Here is a 19,102-nt window from a genome sequence, read left to right on the forward strand (position 1 = left end):
AGCCGCAGTGCAACGGCCCAGAGGGCAACCGATAGAGCACCTCGATTACCTAGAGTTCGTAGACGACCTCAACATCGTAGTCGTCTTCATCGAAATCGTCGTCATCATCACTCTCAACGCTGACACCCGCTTTAGCAGCAGCGCGCTTGGCTCGGTGACGAGCCGTCAGCAGCTCGATGCGCTCACGCGCTTCGGCTTCGACCTGAGCGCGTTTTTCGTCATCGACTTTGGCCAATTCCGGATTTTCGATCAGATGCAGTTGTCGATTTTCCAACCAGGTCATCAAATCTTGAGCCAATTTCTCAGTACCAACCTTCGACATGGCTGAAATAACGTAGAGCGGACCCGTCCAGGCTAATGCGTCGACCACTGAGTCGATCAACGCCTGACGTTGGTCTTCCGGCACTAGGTCAATCTTATTGAGAATCAGCCAGCGCTCCCGTTCGATCAGGGTGGGCGAAAAAGCAGCCAGCTCATTGGCTATCACCAACGCATTATCCGCTGGTGTTGATTCGTCAAACGGAAACATATCCACTATGTGCAGCAGCACCCGTGTGCGCACCAGGTGCTTCAAAAAGCGAATACCCAAACCCGCACCATCCGAGGCGCCCGCGATCAGGCCCGGAATATCGGCCATCACGAACGAACGCATCTCATCGACACGCACGACGCCCAAATTGGGAATCATGGTGGTAAAGGGGTAGTCGGCGACCTTAGGCTTGGCCGAGCTCACAGCCCGAATCAGGGTGGATTTACCAGCATTGGGCAGGCCTAACAGACCGACGTCTGCCAAGACCTTGAGCTCAAACTTGATATTACGACTTTCGCCTTCCTTGCCCGGGGTGGTTTGACGCGGCGCGCGGTTGGTACTGGAGCGAAAGCGCGTATTGCCGAGGCCACGAGCGCCACCTTCGGCGACCTTAAATTGCTGACCGTCTTCTTTAAGGTCAACCAATACTTCGTCGGTATCGACATCGATTACCGTCGTACCCACCGGCACCACCAGAAACATTTCTTTGCCGCCACGCCCGGTCATATCGGCGCCCATGCCCTGCTGGCCTTTTTCAGCCCGGTAACGGCGCACAAAGCGATAGTCCACTAGGGTGTTGACGTTGACGTCGGCCTTGACCCAAACGCTGCCGCCGAAGCCGCCATCACCCCCATCGGGGCCGCCTTTGGCGATAAATTTCTCGCGCCGAAAACTCAGGCAACCCTTGCCACCATGGCCGGCTTCGACCGCAATTGTGGCTTCATCTACAAACTTCATCTTTTAATACTCATTAAATGTTAGGTAAGCTTGAACCGAACAGGCCTTAACATCTTAAGTTCTATGCGCCGGTCCGAGCAAACAAAATACAGCGTATATTCAACACCAAAATATCAACTAGCAGCACGTTTCACTGTTGGATACACCCTGCTTTAAACGCAAAAAGCCCCGCAACACGGCGAGGCTTTTTAGGAGTTAAGTGCGTAGATTACGCTACGATGTTAACAAACTTGCGGTTGTTTCCACCCTTAACAACAAATTCAACTTTGCCGTCGGTTTTTGCAAACAATGTATGGTCTTTACCCATACCTACGTTCAAACCTGCGTGGAAACGAGTGCCACGTTGACGAATGATGATAGAGCCCGATGATACAGCCTCGCCACCGAAAGCTTTAACGCCGAGACGCTTGCTTTCCGAGTCGCGACCGTTACGAGTACTACCACCAGCTTTTTTATGAGCCATAATTTATCTCCGTTATGCCTGGATACCAGTAATTTTAACTTCAGTGAACCATTGACGGTGGCCCATTTGCTTCATGTGGTGCTTACGACGCTTGAACTTCATGATCTTCACTTTCTTGTGACGACCTTGCGCAATAATTTCTGCTGTAACAACAGCGCCGGCAACAACAGGTGCGCCGATGTTGATCTTATCGCCATCTGCAACCAGCAGAATTCGTTCAAAACTGATGGTGACACCAGTTTCAGCTTCAATTTTTTCCAGCTTGAGGGTTTGCCCTTCGCTGACACGGTATTGCTTACCGCCAGACACAATTACAGCGTACATAAATTACTCCAATAAAGTTAACCAACCAATCCTGAAAACCATTACTACCTGTTTCTAAAGGCGACGCCTACGCTGTGGCACCCTATAACAGGGAATGTTGCTATCCGATCGGGCGGCAAATAATACGGATTTAGCCCACTCGATGCAAGTCGTTTGTTAACGTTCTTGACAGGCTGCAATCAGCTCCCTAGCATCCCCACCCAATAGCAGCTGCAGAACTATCCTTAGATGGACCAAAAAGCCGTATTTCAGACTATCGCCGACGATTTCGACGCGGTCAACAAGACTATTCACCAGCAACTCGCCTCAGGCGTGCCGATGGTTGAAAAAATAGCCGAACACATCATATCCAGTGGCGGGAAGCGCATGCGCCCCACCCTGGTGCTGCTAACAGCTGGCCTAACCGGCGGCGTTACCAGCAAGCACCATGAATTGGCCACCGTGATCGAGTTTTTGCATACCGCGACTCTGCTACACGACGACGTCGTCGACGTTTCCGACATGCGCCGCGGCCGGCCCACGGCCAATGCCAACTGGGGCAACGCGCCCAGTGTGTTGGTTGGTGACTTTTTGTATGCTCGCTCCTTCGAACTTTTGGTCAAGATTGGTAACCTATCGGTCATGGAACGTCTGGCTAACACGACTCGCCAGATAGCCGAGGGCGAAGTGATGCAGCTAATGAACGTGAAGAACCCTGACACCACAGAACAGCAGTATATGAGTGTAATCACGGGTAAAACCGCGATACTTTTTCAGGCATCGGCAGAGACTTCAGCCATCCTGTCCGGTTGTACTCCTGAACAGACCAAGGCCTTGGCGCAATATGGCCTAAACTTGGGTCTGGCGTTTCAATTGATCGATGACGTTTTGGACTATTCAGGCGACTCGGCCACCTTGGGCAAAAACGTTGGTGATGATCTGGCCGAGGGTAAGCCGACCCTGCCATTGATTCATGCGATGGCGATGGGCACCGACGCCGAGGTCAAGCTGATCCGTCGCGCCATTCGCAAAGGCGCGCTCGAGCAACTACCCGACATATTGCAAATTTTGCAACGCACCAAGGCCCTGGCCTATGTCGAAGCCAAGGCGATTGAGCACGCTGAGCGCGCCATTGCCAGCCTGGCAGACTTTCCGACCGGCGATTACCAACGCGCCCTAGCCGCCCTAGCAGCCATGGCCGTCCAGCGCAGCACCTAGGTTTGGGCAAATGCCCCGTCCGTCGGCATGGGCGCCGTCAATCGGTGTCGTCTTGCTTGATTATTTGACAGTTGACAAAGGCCTGCAAGGCCAGAAAATCCAGGTCCGATAACACCGTAAACTCGATGCCGTAGGCAGCGGTGGTATTGGCCAATTCAAATTTACCCACTTCGGCCACGATCAGCGCCTCAATCGAAATCAATCTCGAGACATGGCCGACTAGAACCTTGCCTCTGACCAGAATCGGTGTACCGACTCCTCCGACGGGATCAACAGACTCCAAACGAGCACCGGAGGTCGACAGATCGACAATGGCGCCGTGCGCACCCTCGCCACTGTTTTTGGTCTGATTAATAATCACTACCGGTAAATTCACCGTAACCCGTTCAGATTTGCGCACCGTACCGACCTCTACCTCACTGGGCCAACCCAGATGCATATAATGCATCGGTGTTGTACAGAGGTGCACCACCTGGCTGCGAAAGGCACAGACAACCTTGTGAGACAAAAATCGGCACACCACCGCCTGGCTCTTACGCAACAACAATGGCCGCTTATCGCCCAACATTGGGGTATTGACCAATACCGTGCGCCCAGGCACGAGGCCAATCAGGGTGCCCTTGTAGCGCTGTTGCCCCTCCCCACCGGTAACCTCCAGATTAATGCTGAGACCGGCCGTTAAACGCATTTTAGATAGATCATGGGTGGGCATAGTTGGGCTAAAACCTTAGGTTATCACCTAGAAGCATAGCCAAGAACTGAGAACTGTTTGGCAAATCTGACGAACCTAATTGGGGCTGGGATAGAGACTCTTCAGTACATCGTGAATACCTCGGCGCCAAGGCCGCTGTTTAATGCCAAAGGTTGAGAGGATTTTCTTACAGGCCAGTTCGGAATTTTCCGGCTCCGCGATGGTATTCACCATAGTGACCGTTTCACCCTCCTCTACGGTCTCAACCTGAACTTCGGTCATCGACTTAACCGCGGTAATCGCCGCCTTAGCAAAGGTAAAGAGACTGCAGGCGTCACTGTCGCCGTAGTGGTATGTACCCCATAGGGCTGGCTCCTGGGCGTTGCAGTCAAGCTGTTCGGCCATGGCGAGCAGGACCTTGGCCAAGGCATGGGCATCGGTCGGATTGCCGCGCAACTTACCGGTGATGTTCAAGGCCTGCTGGCCAATGGCCGCATCGACCAATTGGGTCAGGAAGTTTGTCCCGTATTCGCTGAACAGCCAACCGGGTCGCACTAGGATCGACTGTGGGCACAGCTCGGCCGTGCGTTGCTCGATCGCCCAGTACTGTTGCCCCAAGGGCGAAATTGGGTCCGGCACATCCAACTCCGAATAAGCACGAGCCAGCTTTCCGGAAAAGACCCGAGCACTGGACAACTGAAACAGACCCCGCTGATGCTGGGCGCAACGGGTTGCAATGGTTTCTGCTAACGGCGTCCAGTGATCAATCACCGCCAGACTATGACCGGTCGGTTCTTCGAACAGCAAATTAAACACATAGCGGTGCTCCGTTGTAGCGATCTGTTGCGCCAACAGATCCAGCGAAGCGCACTCCTGGGTCGCTATGCCCTGATACGGCACGCGGCGTTCAGAGAAATATTGGCACAACGCCAAACCCGCCTGGCCATCGGACCCTAAAACGAGAAAGCTGAGCGTGGCAGATATTTCGATCACAATAGATCCTTAAGGAATTCAAGGTCGGAATTATAGGCAGCTTGATCTCAGAACAACACAGTTCATCGTAAATTTGACCCCTAGATTAGGATCTGAACTCATTAGGTGCTCTAGTGAGTCCAGCCGCGCCAGGCTAGCGAGCTGATCGTTGCTACGCTGCCCGGTCACGGAACAGGGCCTAGCTCAGCAGCCCTGGTAATATGCAACCTTCGTTATCGTGAGAGTACAAGCCCCGCACCGTGACGGGGATTGCACCCATACAGAAAAGAACACTAACTGGTCAAGTTGAGAGACAGTGTTTGCTGAATCAAGTTAGGTTTATCTAGGGAACACATCCGGTCCTACTACCGGTCCACCGAAACGGTATCCTATTAGCACCACCGACCGGGCACGAAAGGCTAACCTAGGACGAACAGTGTGCTATATATGAGCTTGAGGAAGTATCCTCTATGTCGGGTGTTTAACCAGTTATTTAACCAAGTCAAAGACTCAATAGCCTTGTAGCTCAAACAGCCCAGCCTTTTGTTCATAGGGCCCGACGACTAATTTTTGGTCATTGTCAGACCAATCATTGATTGCCAACGAAAACCCCAAGATCTATGTGTTGCCATGATCGAGTAGGCCATTTTTATGTAAGCCTGGGATATAACAAATTGCACCATTAAACTCGTCGGCGTGGCTTGATGACAACCACGTGGTCACGGCCGTTTGATGCTTAACCTTGAAATAATTGTCATCTTGATGAGCAGGCATACCCGCTCCGCCTACTGCGACCTCATTGAAACAATGCATGCTTTTTCAGCTCCACAGCCCACCTAACAGCTAGTCGGATAATGACACCAAGGCCTTTGTGAGGAAGCTCGCGATAATAATCGCTCTAATTGTGGATACGTTCTACGTGCTTTAGGGTGACTAAATTTAATTTATCTTTAAAATGGACATCGTAACAGCTATAGCTGATGGCACCGCAGTCTCAATGACCATCTGCGACTAGGCTACTAGGTTCAAACACTCACCTTGATCCAGAAACCCTTCAAACACTACGTAGCCATTATCGTCGAAAAACCTCTTTAGCTCTTGGGATCTATTCGCTTAATAAACACGAAACCATGTGCATACCCTTATCAGAACGGACCGCCTTCAATGTCGGCACTTCAGTTTTACAACGCTCTATTCTTTTATGGCATCTCGGGTGAAAAGGACAACCTGATGGCGGATTTAAGGGGCTGGGGACGTCCCCTTCTAGAATAATCCGATGCGATCTCCGATCTAAGTCAGCGATTGGAATTGCTGACAAAAGAGCCTCAGTATAGGGGTGTAATGTGTGACTGTAGAGATCGTCCGCATTAGCCAGCTCGACAATCTTACCTAAATACATCACTGCAATCCGGTCGCAAATATATTCAGTCACGCTAAGATCATGGGTAATGAAAACGTAAGTTAGGTTACGTTCAGCTCTCAATTTTAGCAACAGTTCTAATACCTGTGCTTGTATTGAGACATCTAATGCACTGACGGCCTCATCACAAACTACAAGTTCGGGATTAACGAGTAACGCTCGCGCAATGCCAATCCTCTGCCGCTGGCCACCCGAGAACTCATGAGGGTAACGGTCCATATCTTCTCGATGTAAATTTACCGATACTAATAAATCGCCAATAACCCTTCGTCGCTCGGCCTTCTTTGAGAAACCATGTGCTTTTAAGGGGTCTTCAAGAGAACCAAAAATAGTGAAGGCTGGATTAAGTGAGGAATGAGGATCTTGAAAAACGATCTGTAAATTCTTCCTAAACGGAATCATTTCGTCGCGACTAAGTTTACAAAGATCAATGGGCAGCTGATTGGTTATTGAGCCTTGATAATAGACCGCGCCACTTGTTGGCTTAATGAGCTGCAGAATCGCTTTTCCCAATGTCGTTTTGCCGCAACCACTTTCACCCACAAGGCCAAGTACCTCACCTTTATAAATATCTAAATCTATGCCGTCTACAGCTTTCACATGCCCCGTTGTTTTTTTGAATACTCCAGTTTTAACCGGAAAAAATAACTTCAGATCACGCAATGCCAATATTTTCTCATTAGGGTCAGCAGGCAATGCTTGATTAGGCTTAGCTTCAACTCCGAGGAGTTGGTTAGAATTATCAGTATGATTGTTCATTTATGAAATGGCCTCCAATTGGGAACACCTGACACTATGAGTTGCGGAAATATAAATTTCATCTGGCATCTCGTCACAGGCCTGAGTAGCATAGTCACATCGCGGTGCAAAACTACACCCCTTAGGTCGGTCATAGGAATCTGGGGTGGATCCTCGAATAGCCTTAATGTTCTGTTGCCGCCCTCGACCTAATATGGGTATTGACGCCAACAAGGCTCGGGTATACGGATGCTTAGGACGACGCAGGACATCCTCAACAGTGCCGGCTTCAACAATATTGCCCATATACATAACGGCTACATTATCGGCCAGTTCCGCTACAACACCCATATCATGAGTGATTAACATAATGGCAGTTTTGTGTTCTTGCTTAAGCTTATCCATTAATGTGAAGATCTGTGCTTGAGTGGTAACATCTAAGGCCGTGGTCGGTTCATCAGCTATTAAGACTTTTGGATTGCAAGACATCGCTATGGCGATCATGACTCGTTGTCGCATACCGCCAGAGAACTGATGTGGAAATTCATTCATCCTCACCTCTGGCATTGGAATACCCATGGTATGCAATAAATCAATTACTTTTAACTTTATCTCTTTGTCGTTTAGGACTGAATGCTGCCTTAGGCTCTCCGCGATTTGATATCCTACTGTAAATACAGGATTCAAAGCTGTCATGGGGTCCTGAAAAATCATGGCTATTTCAGCCCCTCGTATTTTTCTAATTTCCACACCTTTCCGAGGAAGTTGGTCTAAACGCATCGGACCTTTTTCAGAGAAATAGGTAATACCGCCGTCTTCAATTCTAGATAAATCTGGCAAAAGCTGCATAATCGACAAGGCAGTAATGGATTTTCCACAACCACTTTCGCCGACAATACAAAGTGTCTTACCTTTCAAAACATTAAACGAAACACCATTTATGGCCTTATTACATCGGTTGTTGGTATATAGGTATGTTTTTAAATCCCTAACGCTCAAAGCAATATCATCAACCATTGAACTACCCCTGTTGAGTTGGATCGGCGGAGTCGCGTAGACCATCACCAATAAAATTAATACTCATTACAAAAAGGGAAATTACCATTCCTACCGGAAGCCAAAGCCACCAATAATTTTGCAATACCCTTAGATCTTGCGCTACATTCAGGATATTTCCCCAGGTCGGTATGTTGAGAGGGACACCCAGACCGAGAAAACTGAGCCCGGCCTCTGCCAATATAAACATTGCCGTTGTCAGGGTGATATTAACTGCAATAGGCCCCAATGCGTTTGGCAAAATATGTTTATAGCAAATAACAGATGTGGATAACCCGAAGCTTCGTAGAGCTTGAACATATTCCTCTTCTCTGAGCGAAAGAAATTGTGCTCGGGTTAGTCTGTACATTGGTCCCCAGCCGGTTAAGACAAAGATAAAAATAAGATTTAATAAACTTTGCCCCACAATAGAAACCAACAGTAAAACCAATATAATTTGCGGAAAGGCCATCAATATTTCAGACATCCTCAACGCCAATAGATCTACCCACCCTCCCTTATAGCCTGCGTAACTACCGATGCCAACACCTATAAATGCTGCAATTAGTGCACTTCCTAAGCCTACTAATATTGAAACACGACCACCATATAAAACCCTAGAAAACACATCTCGCCCTGTCTTATCCGTGCCAAATAGGTGCTCAGAAGATGGCTCTTGTAGCATACCTCTCAGATCAATTTTTTGTGGATCGTGATCCACTAAAAAAGGGGCAAACACTGAAGATAAGGTGATAATTAAAAATACGACCAAGCCGACCAGAGCCAATTTATTATTAAACATCTTCCGCATCGCTCTATTGCCCTTTCTGGGCTTTAGCTTTCCGGCTTCTTCCATTGCAAGCAAAAGATCAAATTTTCTATTTAGTGCTGATTCGGTTCTATTTATCATAAATTAACTCCGTTAATTCAATCGAATACGCGGATCGATAAGTGCTGTCAACACGTCTATAACTAGGCTTGATATCAAAACAGCAAATACGGACAGCAGAGCTATCATCATCACTAAGGGATAATCTTGACCGCGCACTGCAAAAACAAATTCGTTGCCAATACCTGGCCATTGAAATACTTGTTCAATTATCACTGAACCACCAATCATAATCGGCAATCTGAAGCCGATCAACACAACCACAGGTGTTAAAGCTACTCTAAACCCATGGATGAAATTTATGCGCCATTCAGATAAACCTTTAGCCCGAGCAGTCCGAATAAACTCCCTAGAGAGCGAATCCAGCATTGCTGACCGAGAATAGCGCATAACCCCAGCAGTCATCATCAGCGACATCACTAACCCGGGTAACACTAAGTGAGGGATCCTATCAAAAAACGAATCATAACCCGGCAACAAACGTCCACCAACGGGGAGCCAATGCAGGTGCAGAGCAAAGAGCAAAATAGCCACAAGCCCAAAGAAAAACTCTGGTATTGAAATACCGAGCATACCCGTGACAGATAGGGTGCTATCAGTCCAAGTGCCTTTATTTAGAGCACCAAATATACCCAAGACACAGCCAAATATCGTCGAAAAAACAATAGCAACAAAAGATAGCTCTAACGTAGCAGGCAAGCGATCAAAAACAATTTCAGAAATGGCGACCCCACCTGATAGCGAGTGGCCAAAGTCACCCCGTAATACATGCGATAGCCATATAAAATACCGCTCAATAAAAGGTTTATTTAGACCCAAATTTTCTCGCAGCGCCAAAAGTTGTTCTGGTGAAATTTGATTCGCAATTTCCGGATTAATCATATGGGAAACAGCATCACCTGGAGTAAGTTCTAATCCTAGATATACCAAGAAGCTAATTATTATCAACATGGGGAATACAATTAATAATCGCCGAATAATAAATGTTAGCATTTCGGTTTCCTATGTTTATATTAGTAATAAAAAAAATAGCGTTGACAAATATAATATTTATAAAAAATACAAAAAAGCAACCTGAATTTCTTCAGGTTGCCTGAACTTTATCTAACTATGGTTTTTTTGGATATGAGTTCATCCGCAGCGAACGAGTGTATGGAATATCAGCAGGAACAACTTTCATATTTTCCATTGCCTCAAGAGCCTTGACATCCCCAACCGATTTTGTAAAGCCAAAGTCGAGTCTGCCTGCTGCCGCATTTTTCAAAACGTTCGCGTCATTTTCGCCGCTTGGGAATGAAACGATCTCGCCTATCTTTGCAATTCCACCATGATAGTCGGCAAATGGCGTATATCGAACAAAATCGTTCATCTGAACTTCTTCAATCTTATACGGACCGGAACCCACCGGATTTTGCCAATATGACTGCTGTTGAAATTCCAGTGGATTTACGCTACCCAATAGGTGCATAGGCAATGGAGGGAACTGACTAAAGGTTAACAACATGTTGGGATCTAAGGTTGCGAAATTGAACGTCACCTTACGCCCATCCACAACAATACCCGATACTCCTTTCACACCGCCAGAGGTATAGTCTTGAGCACCCTCAATTGATTCAAACGTTTTAGCGAACACTGCGTTAATGCCAGGAACCTTCATTGCCAATTCGACAGACCCTTTAACATCACTACCTGTCAGGTCAAAACCATCATGCCATTTCAAATCCTTTTTAAGTTCGAATGACACCGACATGCCGTCTTTGCTTACTTTAAAGCTCTTGGCTAACTGACCTTTGGTTGGCACCAGGGAACCATCCGCAGTCAAGAGCCGATCAAAAGTTATTTTTTGCTGGATTGTTATGCCAGGATTTAGCCAAGGATGCTCGAAAAACTGGCTTGGAGCGGTATTGGTATAAGCGACTCTCTTGCCGTCCTTATCAGCTTCAACAGTCCAGTCTAATAGACCCCAATCATAATTGAATTGCTCGTTGCCATAGGATCCACCGTGACGATTTATGCGATCACTTTCATACACAAAAAGCTGCTGATAATACAAAGGAATATCAGTTAGATTCTTGTTTTCATATTTCTCGAAATCAACAAAAGCCTGCTTCTGCTCCTTTACATTGACAGTACCATTTATTCGGCTGATCAATTTGTCGACTTGCGCACTACCGGGCGAATAGGAGTTCTTGCCTGACTGGTAGCCATTATAATATTCCTGTAAAGCTAACGCCGCTTTCGCACCGTATGCCATATCCCACTCAATGGCACTTGTTTCAGAACCTGCAGTAGCCAATTTACCTAATTGGCCACCTACATCACCTTCAAGTTTTCGATAGGTAATCTTAATACCAACATCACCCAGATAGGCCTGCAGCGCTACCATTAGGTCGGCTGTCAATTGATCGCCATAGTAGTAAACTACATCGAGCGTTTGCGTGTCATCCCAGCCGGCATCTTTTAATAACGCACGCGCCTTGTCTGGATTATACCCATAATTATCAAGGCCAGGCGCTTTCCAAGCCCCATTAGGAATCATCGAGTCGGCCGCAATGGCCTTCCCTTCTAGCAAAGTGTCAGCAATAGTCTCCATGTCAATTGCATAGGCAATGGCCTGCCGTACACGAACATCAGACAATTGGTTCACCTTTTCCGCAAAAGCAAAAGAAGATGATACCTGTATAGCTGCAATTAGTGCTGCTATTCCGAATATTTTTTTCATTACTTCACCTATAATTGTTATTATAATACAACCCATCTGATTTACAAGACGGCCTGAGACCATCTAAAAATACAGACACCTTTCCCGTAAGATAGACCCAGCCTGGGTTTGGCAATGGAACCATCACTACATTCTCATTAACTTTTTTCTTTTTTCTTTTTTCTTTGTTAAATCAAAACAGTCGATTTAAAAATTCGACACGCACCCGGAATGTAAAAATAAATCACATCACGACTAAATATAAATATCAAGAAGTTGAGGTATTAGTTAATCTCATAAAGCTGAACTAATAAAATCATCAACTAATCTTTTCTGCATAGAATCCAACATCCTAAAAGGCGCCCTAACCGTATCTGTCGCAATGATGCCTTTCTGTTGCAATATGTATTTCAACCCTGGAATTACACCAACAAGAACCAATAAATCGATTAGCCTATTCGCGGATTTCTGTACAGACTTCGCCCTACCCACATCGCCACTACAAATTAATTTTTGAATTTCTTTATATTTACTTCCAATAACATTATAAGTACTACCAATACCACCCTGAGCTCCAGCCATCTGCCCAGGAAGGAATATTTCATCAAACCCATTAAAAACTATCTTTCCCGGATTTCTGTTGGCGATTTTTTCCAGCTGGTACAGATCAATAGATGTTTGCTTTATCCCTATGACGTTTTCCAAGTTAAGTAATTCTTCAATTTGCATATCACTCAGTGCAACACCTGTCAGAACGGGTATGTTATATACAATCATGGGCAGTCCGTCTGCCGCATCCACTATCGCTCGATAGTGGTCAAGTAAAGCATCAAAACTAAAACCGTAATAGAACGGCGTAACTGCAGAGACGGCATGATAGCCTGCACCTTTGGCCGCATTAGCCAGCTCACAGCAATCCTTAGTTCGGATAGAACCTACGTGAGCGATCAGATTTAACTTCCCTAAACTTGATTCAGCTACCGACTCCAAACAATCTCTTCTTTCGGCCTGACTTTGCAAAAAGGCCTCGCCCGTAGAACCACCCACATAAACCCCCGTTAAGTCTTGGTCTATTGCATTAACAACTAACGACTGCAGGCTTTTAAAATCTATGTTTTCCTTCTGGTCAAACGGGGTAAGCAGCGCTGCATATTCTCCAGCAAAATTTTTAGTCATATAAACCTCCGAATTACATTAAAAAATTATATATAAATATTCCATTTATTCTATTCACGTTACCAAAAAAATATTTTGTGAATTGCATATCTGAATTTTGTGTCACCTAACCTCAGCCCCAGAACTACCGAGCATAACCCTCAGATTAGATTAACAATGCTACACCTTATTCTGCTTAACCAGCCTCATCCTTATTACTTAATTGTGCAACTCCGACCAGACCCGAATCGGAACCTAAGGCAGCTGTTGTGATCTCAGCTCGAAATACCGTCGGATTTTTAAGCATATAAAACCTCACTCGCTCGCGAAATAAATCAAGTAATCCAACCCCACCGCCCAGCACTGCACGGTCTATGCCCATTGTTGCATTCATGTTGACAATCAGATCCGATATCGCATGGGCAGCTTGGTCGATTACCCGCGCACATTCGCTGTGGGTGTAGTATCGAGCAAAGACCTCAATAGTGCTGAGTGTTTCGCCACAAGCAACCGTTGCTCGATGAGCAATCGCGGTTCCCGAGGCAATGGTTTCAATACAGTTCGTACGACCACAGGAACAATGGTATACACCCAGTCCGGGCAAGGAATGCTGACAGTGCCCAGCATGGGAAGCCAAGCCATTCGCACTGCTCACAAGCCTATCGTTTACAATTAAACCCGAGCCTACTCCCGTGGAAATCGTTAGATATAGGATGCTGTGCACCAGCGGACCATCGCTGGTTTGCATGCATTGGAATTCACCCCAAGCTGCAGCCGCTGCATCATTAACCACGAATACGGGCTGGCTAAATAATTTTGTTAATTCATCGGTAATAGGCAAGGCGTTCCAGAACGAAATCATCTCCGTATTAAGTGGCTGTAAAACGCCCTCGACTATTCGACCCGTCGTGGCCACTGCAACTCGATCAAATTGCCAAGTTCCGATCAACTCCCTTAACGCTCGCGCAAACATGGCCCAATTCGGCGATTGGGTTGATATACTCCTTTTTTCGACAATTTTTAAGTTGGGGCCTATTAAGGCCGCCGAAGTCTTGGTTCCACCAATATCCAATGCAAGTATCACCTGCTTGTCCCCCCAACTGGGTAATCAACATTTGCCAATGATGTAACATACCAACTAGAAATTCTTTCGATTCGAGTTATGGCTGAACCGACTGTCACAGCGAAGGCGCCAGCGTGCAACGCGGCTGCCGCTAATTCAGGTGAATTATATCGGCCTTCCGCAATCACCTCACATCCGGCCAATTTCAGCTGGGTCACCAAGCCTATGTCTGGCAAGTCTGGCGCCACCCCTGAGGTATAACCCGAAAGCGTACTGCCAATGTAGTCGCACCCTAACTGATAGGCGTTTAAACCGTCTTCAAAGCTGGAGGCATCAGCCATTGCCAAGCAACCATGCTGATGTATTCGCTCAATAAGCTGTTTCACGGGCACTGGGCGCTTGCGGTTAGTGGCATCAAATGCAATAACCTGTGCGCCAGCTCTAGCTAAGGAATCAACATCTGCCAACAAGGGCGTTATAATTACCGGACTGTCGGTCAAGTCGCGCTTAATAATGCCTACGATGGGCACACTCACTGCACTAAAAACTGCTGCCACATTAGCAGCGCCTTCAATTCGCAGACCGTGACAGCCTCCCTCCACCGCCGCTCTAGCCATAGCAGTTATGATAACTATCGAATCCATTGGGCCACCCAAGACGGGCTGACATGACACTATGAGACCGCGATCAAGTCGCTGGCGGACATTGGTACTTATATCTAGGTCGCTCATAAGAAACATTAACCTTATATGAAGCTAATAATCATAACAATAATGAAAGCTGAAATATTTCACCATAAACTAACACCAGTGAAATAATATTTCAATACGCCATGATGAAATATTTCATACACCATGCCTTTCATGAAGGAATATTTGCTAGTGGAAGTTTGATTTAGTAAAGTGCCTACCATTGGATCCCACTTGAGATATATGATGAAAACTCAACCTAAGGTTTTGGCGCAGCTTCTTTCCAACACTAATGGACTCTCCCCCGCCCTAGAACGCATTGGCAGTTATGTTAAAAAAGAACCAGATAAAGTGATTTTTCAAACAATTACAGAATTGAGTGAGAATGCCAAATCAAGTGAAGCAAGTGTTATTCGGTTTTGTCGAGACATTGGCTTTAACAGCTTTGCAGATTTTAAGATGTCTCTTGCTATTGAGTTGAATAGTAAGGGTTCTCTCAATGCACAGAAGAACAACGGCACCAATAATACTTTCGAAACCCCCTTCGACACTGCCAATGATGCCATGCAGGCCCTGGCAACAACTGCCGAACTCATAGACAGCCTGCTCATAAAGCAGTGTGCGGACTGGATAGATAAGGCCGAATCAGTCGATATTTATGGTGTCGGCGCATCGTCTATTATCGCCAACTACGCTGAATATCGAATGATAAGACTGGGAATTACATCGCGGGCATACAGCGATATGCACTTAGGTTTAATGAGTGCGGTAAAGCGAAAGCAGAACGACGTGGTTATTTGCATTTCAAGCAGCGGCTCAACTGTCGATATCGTCAAAGCGGCCAAACTCGCACAAGAACAGGGTGCAAAAGTTATTGCGATTTCCAATACCAAAAAAAGCCCGTTAGCAAAGGACGCCGACTGTCTATTAGTCGCCAGTTCACCTGAATCCCCCCTAACAGCGGGGAAGCTGGCGTCCAAAGTAGGGCAGTTGCTATTAATAGATCTTGTCATGACCAATATCTACATTAGAAATGCAAAATACCAGCTATCTCAACAAGAAACCGCCGATGCGATCAGCGGCTTGCTTTTTTAGGTCCGCCAAGCTACGCCCAATAATATTCGCGGCGCTGCCCCGTCCTAATATATGTTGACGGTTTTTATTGAGCCAACTGAGCATCTCAGTTGGCTTTTTCATGCACGCTTGCTGGGGTTCGCATCCCCAAACTGCTGTGCGGTCGTTTGTGATTATACGCATCGATTGACTCTTTCACGACCTGCTCCAGCTCCTCTTTGTCTTTGTATTGATGGATTAAGAACTCGTTTTTTAGAATGCCGTTAATCCTCTCTGCCAACGCATTCTGGTAACAATCGTAGCCTGTGGTCATTGAAGGCGTGATACCTTGTGACGCCAAGCGTGATTGATACAGCTCAGAACAGTATTGTAGTCCTCGGTCCGAATGATGAATGGCCCGTTCTCTGCTCTGTCGTTCGATAAGCATTTGGTCTAATGCCTTTACCACGGATTTCGCTGACAGATCATCACTGACGTGATGACCTACAATCTTTCGAGAATACGCATCGGTCACCAACGAGAGGTAATGCACCCCCTCTCGACTTTCCAAGTATGTGATATCGCTCACATAGGCCTGCTCTGGTCGGTCAATGGCCATTCCCTGGTACAGGTTTGGGTATTTTCGCATCCAATGCTTACTGTGCGTGGTTTTACGGTACTGACGTGCCGGCATGATTAAGAGACGATGCTGCCTTAATAGCGTAAACAAACCATCCCGCCCCAGTTTAATCTGTTGCCGTTGGAGCTCTGGCTGCAAAAGGTGGTAGAGCTTCCGGCCACCTAAGCGCGGCAAGTCACGACGTATCGTATATACCCAGTCCAGTACGGGTGATAGCGCCGTTGATTTTTGGCGTTTTCGAGCAAGCTCTTGATACATGGCTTGTCGAGAAATACCTATCAAACGACAGCTTCGAGCCAGTGTCATTCGTCCTCTTGCTTGAGCTTCTCGGGCAACAACTCTAAGAACTTTTTTCGGAAAGAGGTCCCCTTAATCTGGTCGACTCGCTTGATCGTTTCATCCATCAGGTAAATGTAATCTTCTTTGTCTTCGAGGGCTTTCTCGAGCCGTTTAATTTTTTGTTCTGGGGTTTCTTTATTCATGAGGGGTTTTACACGTTGAGAGGTCCAGTCCAAGGTACCATGCTTACGAAGCCACACCAAAACGGTTGATCGGCCTTGAATGCCGTAGCGCTTTTGAGCCTGTTTGTAGGTGAGTTCGCCTTTTTCAACTTGGTCGACCACTGACAATTTAAAGGCCAGGGTGTAATCACGCTGAGTGCGCTTTCGGCCTGTGTTAGAACAGGATTCCATAAATAAGTCTCCAAGGTGTCAACTTATTTCAGGACGGGTCAGCGCCAATAAAAAAAGCCCCTATATTCAGGGGCTAATTAAATTACTTCACGCAAATGCTCTTAGGTAACCCCTAAAACGGAATATCATCGTCAAAGTCATCAAAACCCGGCGCCGGTGGCGCTGGCTGACTCGGGGCTGGCGGTGGTGCTTGCCGAGATGATTGCGCTGGGGCCGGCGCCTGACCGCCCTGGGCCGGTTGGTTATAGCCACCCTGCTGCGATTGGTTATAGCCACCCTGCTGCGGCTGATTATAGTTACTGGCCGGTGCCGCCGGTTGCTGGGTAAAACCACCACCTTGTGGCGCCTGATTGTAATTGCCACCGGAACCCTGCTGCCCGCCGCCCTGACCGCCACCGCCGCCACCGATAAACTGCATATCGTTGGCGATGATGTCGGTTGAGTAACGGTCTTGGCCGCTCTGGTCCTGCCATTTACGCGTTTGCACACGGCCCTCGATGTAAACCTGAGAACCCTTCTTCAAATACTGCGCCGCATTTTCAGCCATCCGACCAAACAACACGATGCGGTGCCATTCGGTGAGATCTGGGCGATTGCCCTGCTCATCCGCACGGCCCAACTCATTGGTGGCAACGTTCAAATTCACCACTTGGGTGCCATTGGCCGTTGAACGGGCTTCTGGGTCCTGACCCAAACGACCGAGAATAATAACCCTGTTTACTGTACCTTTAGCCATAACAATTCCTATTTACCGTGGTTCTAATTCATAAACTATCTATTAGTTAAGCCGCAAATTCAAGCCCCTGGGCATTTCACTGCAGAGGGGCCTAGGCCGTCTTAGCGTCTGCTTTGATGACCGGCTTAACGACCGTTAAGAGTACAATCCAAATTAATTGTGCGCCGATGCCCAGCGCGACAATTAGGCCGATGTTTTGATCGACAAATAATAGCCCACCCGCGATACCACCCAGCGCCGCACCGAGAAACTGCGCGGTAGCAAACACGCCCATGGCGGTACCTCGCCGGCTCGGATCCACCTTACGACTCAAGAGCGACGGTAAGGTGGCCTCGATGAAATTGAAGCCAACAAAAAACAACAACAGCGACATTGCCGTCGCCGCGCCGCTGGGCACAAGGCCTATGGCCAACAGCGCGACAAATATAAAACTGGCGGCAAAGCGCAAGTAGCGGATATGGGCGCTGCGTTTTTCCGCGGCCATCATCATCGGCGCCATGCCGAGAAAGGCCAAAATCATCACCGGGGCATAGATGCTGCCCAGTTCTGCTGCGACAAAACCGCGCGCAACCAGTATCACGGGTAAGGCGACAAACAGGGCCGTCATGGTCATATGCAAGAAAAAGATCCCCAAACTGAGAATCAATACATTGCTATCGGCGAAGACCGTCTTAACCAGGTCGCCGCGCACCTGACGCTCCGGATGCTGTTGAAGCGGCGGCACCGGCGGCAGTAGGTAGACCACCAGCAGACCCAGCAGAGCCAAGCAGGCGGTAAACCAGAACAGGCCGTTAAGACCGGCCAACTTTGCAATCCAAGGCCCTAACATCACTGCCAAGACAAAAGAGCCACCGATCACTGCACCGATTACCGCCATCGCCTTGGACCGTTCGGTCTCCCGGGTATAGTCGGCTAGCAGGGCCAAAACCACACTGGAAATAGCGCCGGAGCCCTGCAGAGCTCGACCGACAACCAGGCCGATAACGTTATCAGACAAGGCTGCGATCACGCTGCCCAGGCAAAACACCAGCAAGCCAATAAGGATCATCGGCTTACGACCGACGCGGTCCGAAGCCGCGCCAAAGGGAATCTGCAACACCGCCTGAGTAATGCCATAGATGCCCAATGCCAGACCGAGGTTGGCGCTATTTGCACCCTCCAGATCCAAGCCATAAAGCGACAGCACCGGCAACACCATAAACAGGCCGAGCATTCGGGTCGCGTAAAGCATCGCCAGACCAATTAGGGCCCTGCGTTCCAGATTATTCAGTGACATAGACCGTTAAATCTTATGGCTGGAAAAACGCGAATTCTAACAGATGCGCGCCCCCTTGCCCTAGTAAAGAAAAAGACTAAAAAAAACGTTGCAAACTGTAC

Annotated in this window: 19 protein-coding genes; 2 read left to right on the top strand and 17 right to left on the bottom strand. The window is 47.6% G+C overall.

Going from position 1 to position 19,102, the window contains the following annotated elements:
• Positions 1–49 precede the first annotated feature (49 nt).
• The 3 genes from cgtA to rplU form a co-directional block, all read right to left on the bottom strand.
• Entirely contained in the window at positions 50–1,267 is a 1,218-nt protein-coding gene (cgtA, locus tag REIFOR_RS12030; RefSeq protein ID WP_100257791.1) for an Obg family GTPase CgtA, read from the bottom strand.
• Positions 1,268–1,475: 208 nt separating this feature from the next.
• Entirely contained in the window at positions 1,476–1,730 is a 255-nt protein-coding gene (gene rpmA / locus REIFOR_RS12035) for a 50S ribosomal protein L27 (protein WP_100257792.1), read from the bottom strand.
• Positions 1,731–1,742: 12 nt separating this feature from the next.
• Positions 1,743–2,054 (bottom strand): 50S ribosomal protein L21, encoded by a 312-nt coding sequence (gene rplU / locus REIFOR_RS12040; RefSeq protein WP_100257793.1) that lies wholly within the window; start codon positions 2,052–2,054, stop codon positions 1,743–1,745.
• 228 nt (positions 2,055–2,282) lie between these two features.
• Between rplU and REIFOR_RS12045 the strand changes: the two genes are divergently transcribed.
• Positions 2,283–3,251 (top strand): polyprenyl synthetase family protein, encoded by a 969-nt coding sequence (locus REIFOR_RS12045; RefSeq protein WP_100257794.1) that lies wholly within the window; start codon positions 2,283–2,285, stop codon positions 3,249–3,251.
• A 37-nt stretch (positions 3,252–3,288) separates the two neighbouring features.
• Here the strand turns inward: REIFOR_RS12045 and REIFOR_RS12050 are convergent, their stop codons facing one another.
• The 11 genes from REIFOR_RS12050 to REIFOR_RS12100 form a co-directional block, all read right to left on the bottom strand.
• Positions 3,289–3,963, bottom strand: a complete 675-nt coding sequence (locus REIFOR_RS12050; RefSeq protein ID WP_100257795.1) for a flagellar brake protein — start codon at positions 3,961–3,963, stop codon at positions 3,289–3,291.
• A 75-nt stretch (positions 3,964–4,038) separates the two neighbouring features.
• On the bottom strand, positions 4,039–4,935 hold the full coding sequence (locus REIFOR_RS12055; RefSeq protein ID WP_158524373.1) for an SDR family oxidoreductase: 897 nt from the start codon (positions 4,933–4,935) through the stop codon (positions 4,039–4,041).
• A 597-nt stretch (positions 4,936–5,532) separates the two neighbouring features.
• A complete protein-coding gene (locus REIFOR_RS17200) occupies positions 5,533–5,727 on the bottom strand; it encodes a phytanoyl-CoA dioxygenase family protein (protein WP_100257797.1) in 195 nt (64 codons plus the stop codon).
• Between the two features lie 292 nt (positions 5,728–6,019).
• The gene (locus REIFOR_RS12065; RefSeq protein WP_100257798.1) at positions 6,020–7,093 is read right to left on the bottom strand and encodes an ABC transporter ATP-binding protein; all 1,074 of its coding nucleotides are present in this window, start codon (positions 7,091–7,093) and stop codon (positions 6,020–6,022) included.
• A complete protein-coding gene (locus REIFOR_RS12070; protein ID WP_100257799.1) occupies positions 7,094–8,089 on the bottom strand; it encodes an ABC transporter ATP-binding protein in 996 nt (331 codons plus the stop codon).
• A 4-nt stretch (positions 8,090–8,093) separates the two neighbouring features.
• Positions 8,094–9,017, bottom strand: coding sequence for an ABC transporter permease (locus tag REIFOR_RS12075; protein WP_100257800.1), 924 nt, complete (start codon positions 9,015–9,017; stop codon positions 8,094–8,096).
• Between the two features lie 12 nt (positions 9,018–9,029).
• A complete protein-coding gene (locus REIFOR_RS12080; protein WP_100257801.1) occupies positions 9,030–9,989 on the bottom strand; it encodes an ABC transporter permease in 960 nt (319 codons plus the stop codon).
• A 115-nt stretch (positions 9,990–10,104) separates the two neighbouring features.
• Positions 10,105–11,718, bottom strand: coding sequence for an ABC transporter substrate-binding protein (locus REIFOR_RS12085; RefSeq protein ID WP_100257802.1), 1,614 nt, complete (start codon positions 11,716–11,718; stop codon positions 10,105–10,107).
• 273 nt (positions 11,719–11,991) lie between these two features.
• Entirely contained in the window at positions 11,992–12,873 is an 882-nt protein-coding gene (locus REIFOR_RS12090; RefSeq protein ID WP_100257803.1) for an N-acetylneuraminate lyase, read from the bottom strand.
• A gap of 175 nt (positions 12,874–13,048) precedes the next feature.
• Positions 13,049–13,936, bottom strand: a complete 888-nt coding sequence (locus tag REIFOR_RS12095; protein ID WP_100257804.1) for an ROK family protein — start codon at positions 13,934–13,936, stop codon at positions 13,049–13,051.
• Positions 13,933–14,655, bottom strand: a complete 723-nt coding sequence (locus REIFOR_RS12100; RefSeq protein WP_319418065.1) for an N-acetylmannosamine-6-phosphate 2-epimerase — start codon at positions 14,653–14,655, stop codon at positions 13,933–13,935. Before REIFOR_RS12100 ends, REIFOR_RS12095 begins: the two co-directional genes overlap by 4 nt.
• Before the next feature lie 192 nt (positions 14,656–14,847).
• Here REIFOR_RS12100 and REIFOR_RS12105 point away from each other — a divergent pair, with 192 nt between their 5' ends.
• Positions 14,848–15,699, top strand: coding sequence for a MurR/RpiR family transcriptional regulator (locus REIFOR_RS12105; RefSeq protein ID WP_100257806.1), 852 nt, complete (start codon positions 14,848–14,850; stop codon positions 15,697–15,699).
• An 85-nt stretch (positions 15,700–15,784) separates the two neighbouring features.
• Here REIFOR_RS12105 and REIFOR_RS12110 read toward each other — a convergent pair.
• The 3 genes from REIFOR_RS12110 to REIFOR_RS12120 all read right to left on the bottom strand — a co-directional run bounded on the left by REIFOR_RS12110 (position 15,785) and on the right by REIFOR_RS12120 (position 19,001).
• Positions 15,785–16,989, bottom strand: a protein-coding gene (locus REIFOR_RS12110) for an IS3 family transposase (protein ID WP_405124661.1) whose coding sequence is annotated in 2 segments (ribosomal slippage) — positions 15,785–16,653 and positions 16,653–16,989 — 1,206 coding nt in all. Because the reading frame shifts where the segments join, the coding sequence is not laid out codon by codon here.
• 112 nt (positions 16,990–17,101) lie between these two features.
• Positions 17,102–17,725 (bottom strand): single-stranded DNA-binding protein, encoded by a 624-nt coding sequence (locus REIFOR_RS12115; RefSeq protein ID WP_100257808.1) that lies wholly within the window; start codon positions 17,723–17,725, stop codon positions 17,102–17,104.
• A gap of 91 nt (positions 17,726–17,816) precedes the next feature.
• On the bottom strand, positions 17,817–19,001 hold the full coding sequence (locus REIFOR_RS12120) for an MFS transporter (RefSeq protein ID WP_100257809.1): 1,185 nt from the start codon (positions 18,999–19,001) through the stop codon (positions 17,817–17,819).
• Positions 19,002–19,102: the final 101 nt, after the last annotated feature.

This window comes from Reinekea forsetii (genome assembly GCF_002795845.1).
GTDB lineage: Bacteria > Pseudomonadota > Gammaproteobacteria > Pseudomonadales > Natronospirillaceae > Reinekea > Reinekea forsetii.